Origin of the sequence: Faecalibacterium sp. An122 (assembly GCF_002160895.1) — a bacterium.
Classification (GTDB): Bacteria; Bacillota; Clostridia; order Oscillospirales; family Ruminococcaceae; genus Faecalibacterium.
Map to the genome: position 1 here is coordinate 1 of NZ_NFLL01000055.1, position 3,806 is coordinate 3,806.

General features: G+C 64.3%; 4 protein-coding genes and 1 tRNA gene. 4 read left to right on the top strand and 1 reads right to left on the bottom strand.

The window, feature by feature from the left end; translation table 11 throughout:
- Positions 1-50: 50 nt before the first annotated feature.
- Positions 51-554: a hypothetical protein gene (locus B5E67_RS15535; protein WP_143405445.1), complete on the top strand. Its 504-nt coding sequence runs from the start codon at positions 51-53 to the stop codon at positions 552-554.
- Between the two features lie 62 nt (positions 555-616).
- Here the strand turns inward: B5E67_RS15535 and B5E67_RS15010 are convergent.
- A tRNA-Gly gene (locus tag B5E67_RS15010) sits at positions 617-692 on the bottom strand.
- Between the two features lie 146 nt (positions 693-838).
- Between B5E67_RS15010 and B5E67_RS15015 the strand changes: the two genes are divergently transcribed.
- From B5E67_RS15015 to B5E67_RS15025, 3 genes are read left to right on the top strand one after another with little or no spacing between them, the layout of a single operon-like run.
- Positions 839-1,186, top strand: a complete 348-nt coding sequence (locus B5E67_RS15015) for a hypothetical protein (protein ID WP_087249443.1) — start codon at positions 839-841, stop codon at positions 1,184-1,186.
- Positions 1,183-2,097, top strand: coding sequence for a DnaD domain protein (locus B5E67_RS15020; RefSeq protein WP_087385891.1), 915 nt, complete (start codon positions 1,183-1,185; stop codon positions 2,095-2,097). Before B5E67_RS15015 ends, B5E67_RS15020 begins: the two co-directional genes overlap by 4 nt.
- A gap of 35 nt (positions 2,098-2,132) precedes the next feature.
- A complete protein-coding gene (locus B5E67_RS15025) occupies positions 2,133-3,113 on the top strand; it encodes an ATP-binding protein (protein ID WP_087385892.1) in 981 nt (326 codons plus the stop codon).
- Positions 3,114-3,806 lie beyond the last annotated feature (693 nt).

Below are 3,806 nucleotides of genomic sequence, written 5' to 3' on the forward strand. Positions count from 1 at the left end.
CAAATCTACGCTGAGTGCCGCTTGAAAAAGTGATGAAATGCTTGAGCCGTATGACGGGAAATCTGTCACGTACGGTTCTTAGGCGGGAAAGCGGTGGTAACACCGCCGACCCAGCCGATAATGTTCCTGTCTCTGTCCCTGAGACTGTACATGAGACTGTCTCTGTCTCTGAGACAATCCCTGCGGGGGCGTGCGCCCCGGATGAGGAGAGGGAGACGACCCAGCTGGAACAGTTCTGGACTCAGTGCGGATACGACGGGGCCGCCCAGGCCGCCCGGATGCTGGCCCGGTATCGGGAGAAGGGTCTGGAGGAGGGCCTCATCCTGGAGGCCATCCGGCAGGCGGCAGCCCATGGAGCCCGCAGTCCCCTGGCCTATATCGGGCGGATTCTGGACCAGGCCGCGGCGTCGGGACAGCTGACCCTGGCCGCCTGGCAAGCCGCCCATCGGGGCGGCGGAGGGGGCGGAAAGCGGGTAGACCGGCCCAGTCCCAGCGGCAACGACTTTCTGGCGGACGCCGCCGCCCGGCCCCGGCGGCACAAGCGGAAGGGGTGACGCCCCCTCCCCTGCCCCAGGTACAAAAAAAGACGGCAAACACCATGGTTTGCCGCCGAAACTGGAGCAGGATACGGGACTCGAACCCGCCGCCTACTGCTTGGGAAGCAGTCGCTCTACCGGATGAGCTAACCCTGCACGAGGTTACCCTGTTATTTTAGCAGGGGGGCGTGGATTTGTCAACGGGTTTGGGGAAAGTTTTTTGGTCCGGCGGGCGGCGGGTCTTGCAATTCGGCCCCGATGCCTTATAATAAAAGGCATCAGGGAAAGGAGGCGGGGCCGTCATGCTGGATTTGCCGCGGCTGCTGTATTTCAAGAACAAGAACGTATATTCGGCCAACCAGGCCGAAATGCGCTATCGGGCCACCCCCGGCAAGCGCAAGACCGACGACGGGGAGCAGGCCATCCTGACGGTGGAGATCTGGCCGGGGCCCTGGACCATCGAGTATACCGACCCGGCTTTGCGGCAGAGCGAAACCTTTGCCCTGGACGAGGAGGGCCTGACGGCGGCCCGGGGATGGATACGCAGCGTCTACGACGCCGACCCCGACCGCTGGCAGACGGCGCCGTCGATTCTGGATTGTGAGCCCTGGACGCCGCCGGCCCAGGAGCAGGAGGAGGAACAGGGATGATCTACCGCCTCAAGCCCCAGCAGGGGGATACGGTGGCGGTGCCGCAGCTGGTGTTTGCCCGGCTGGGCGCCGCCGAAGAAGCCAGCGTCCGGGTGGCGCTGTACGTACTGGCCACGGGGGTCACCGACCCGGACAAGCTGTGTGTGGATTTGAAGCTCCGGAGCCGGATGACAGCCGAGAGCGCCCTGGCCTACTGGGCGGGTGCGGGATTGCTGGAGCGGTACGACGAAAACGCCGCCCCGGCGGGCGGCGAACCGGCCCCCACTCCCCTGCGCTGGAACGAGATTGCGGCGGCCAGCCGCACCGATCCCATGATAGCCAGCCTCATCGACTGCGCCCAGCGGACCTTTGCCCGGGCGCTGACCCACAGCGAGATGGAAAAGCTGGTGAACCTGTATTTGCAGGAAGGCCACGAGCCCGAGACGGTGATGCTGTGTCTGGCGTACCTGGCGGGCCGGGGCAAGCGGACCATGGGGGCATTGAGCCACGAGCTGAAAGTGTGGCGGGCCGAAGGGGTCCAGACCGGCGAGGAGGCGGACGCACACCTGAAACTGCTGGCCCTGCGCCAGCAGCGGGAGGCGTATGTGGCCAGCCTCTTGCAGGTGGAGCCGGACGCCCTCACCCTGGGCGGGCGGAAAGCCATTGCCCGGTGGTACGAGGTGTACGGCTACGACGACGCCATGGTACAGGAGGCGGCGGTCCAGGCGGGACCGCGGCGGGACCTGTGGTATTGGAACAGCATCCTGAAAACATGGGATGCCAAGGGCCTGCGGACGGTGCGGGACGTGCGGGGTCCGGCCCCCGTGGCGGGCGCCAGCCGGAACCTGCGGGTGGACCGGGAAACCCCCAGCGGCAACGACTTTTTGCAGGACGCCCTGGAGCGGCCCCGGCGGCATAAGCGGAAAGAATAACTTCCCCACAGCCAAGAGAAAAGGAGGCGCAGACAGTGCGCACACGAAACGAGCTATACCAGGCGGCCATGCGGACGGTGTCGGCGCGGCGGCAGAAGGCCCGGGCCCGGGCGGAGGATGCCCGGGCGGAGGCGCGGGCGGCGATTCCGGCCCTGAAGGCGGCGGAAGACCAAGTGACGGCCTGCGGGGTGCGGTGCGCCCTGGCGGGGGCACGGGGGGCCGACCGGACGGCGGCGGCCTCGGCCCTGGCGGCGGCACGGCAGAAGCGGGACGCCCTGCTGGCGGCCAGCGGCCGTTCGCCCCTGGCCCTGGAGCCCAAATATACCTGTTCCCTCTGCCAGGACACGGGGGTGGCGGACGGCAAGACCTGTGTCTGTGTGCGGCGGGAGATGCAGCGGCTGCGCCGGGAGGAAATCGAGGCCATGTCCAGCCTGTCGGTGACCAGTTTCGACACCATGAAGCTGGACTACTATCCCAACACCCCCGACCCGAAAACGGGGCGCAGCGTCCGCCAGTACATGGCGGAACTGCTGGCGGATCTGCGGGATTACGCGGAGGAGTTCGACCTGGACAGCGAAAACCTGATGCTCACCGGCAACGCCGGCCTGGGCAAGACCCATGCGGCCCTGGCGGTGGCGGGGGCGGCCCTGGACAAGGGGTACGATGTGATTTACATTTCCAGCCCCGACTTTTTCAGCCGGGTGGAGACTTTGCATTTTGGGTCCGACCCGGCGGGCGAAAAGGATGCCCTTTTGGACACGGTGGGCGGGGCGGATCTGCTGATTCTGGACGATCTGGGCACCGAGTTCAATTCCAGTTTCGTCATCAGCACCCTGTACAGTCTGCTGAACGACCGGCTGGGACGGCGCCGGCCCACCATCCTGACCTCCAACATTGTGGACGGCACCCTGCTGGAAAAGCTCTACACCGAAAAGGTCGCCAGCCGCATCTCGGCCTTTGTACCCTACCGTTTCCTTGGCGACGACATCCGGCTTAAAAAAGCCCTCGAACCTTAAGTTCCTTTTTCGAGAAAAAGGAACCAAAAAGCTTTTCACTGGGTACCATGAACTCTGGCCGCTCTTTATGAGGTCCAGCCGGCGGCACACTCTGCCGCGCTCACTCGACGTCCGGGCTGTGCCCGGGTACGATGCAAAGCCCGTTTTGACCTGATTCTATTGACCGGTACGCCCTGAAAACCTTTAAAAATACAACAACCCTCGTCCATCTCTGGGCGGGGTTGTTTTTGGTTTAGAGCCCCATGGGGGCAGCCGAGCCGACCGCGTTCAGTGAACGAAACAGGGAGGCGAGGCTGGCGCAGCGCTCCAATTTTCACAAGGGCGCACCGCCGCCCGCTGGGAAAATTGGCTAAGCGCAAGAGGACAGGCCCGCAGGGCTGGGGGTTCCGCTATTGGGTGGCTGGGTGGGTTTAGATCATAAAAGGGTAGAGCGTAGCGGTTTCAAAGTGTGCGCCCTACAGCACCAAAAGACTCACCGAACCGCCAGCCCGCTGAGGCGGGCCTGTGGTCTCAATCGGAGCGGCGGGCAAAAGCCGTTAAGAAAAAACCGGGCCGTCTTTTGTAAGCGTTCAAAGTTTTGACGAGCCAAGGCCGTCGTGTTTTTTTAGGCTTTTGCCCAGAGCGACCACTTCTTTTGGGTCCAGGGGTCTCCCCTGGTCGTTAGGGAGGGTAGGGAGTCCAGAGGGGGTAGGG